Below are 453 nucleotides of genomic sequence, written 5' to 3'. Positions count from 1 at the left end.
CTCCTGTATCGCAGCGAAGCCACTCGCGAAGACGCGCTCGCATTCGGCCCACGGCACCTCGCCCGCCGGGGAGCCATCGTCTTCCAGAAAAGCGCGCGCGATGTCCTGCGCTAGGACTTCTCCCTTTGCCGTCACCGGAATTCCGAACACTCTTCCTTTCGGATGGCTCTGGCGTTCCAGGAAGGTGAAGAGCGCGATCGGCCCCTGTGCCATGGTGTGCCGGCGCACGGCGATACGGGCGGCGAACTGGTTGCGCGCGGGTTCGAGCGTGAGTTCGCGGAAGGCGTGCTCGCCGACGGCTTGCGCGAGGGGGTGCAGGCGGTGAATGAACTCCACCTGATCCGCCGGATAGCGCACCGCTACGGAACGGCGAAAGGTGGCGCAGTCGTAGCGCGGCGCGACCTGCCGCCCCTGAAGATGGCGCGGGACTTCGATGCGCCAGGTGTCGGGAAG

1 pseudogene is annotated in these 453 nt (G+C 66.9%); it reads right to left on the bottom strand.

The features are described 5' to 3' along the window. Positions 1-453, bottom strand: a pseudogene (locus ACTFO6_RS17235) (hypothetical protein); the annotation flags it as partial.

The organism is Pelomicrobium sp. G1 (genome assembly GCF_051905455.1).
GTDB lineage: Bacteria > Pseudomonadota > Gammaproteobacteria > Burkholderiales > UBA6910 > Pelomicrobium.
This window is presented reverse-complemented; position numbering and strand designations above follow the sequence as displayed.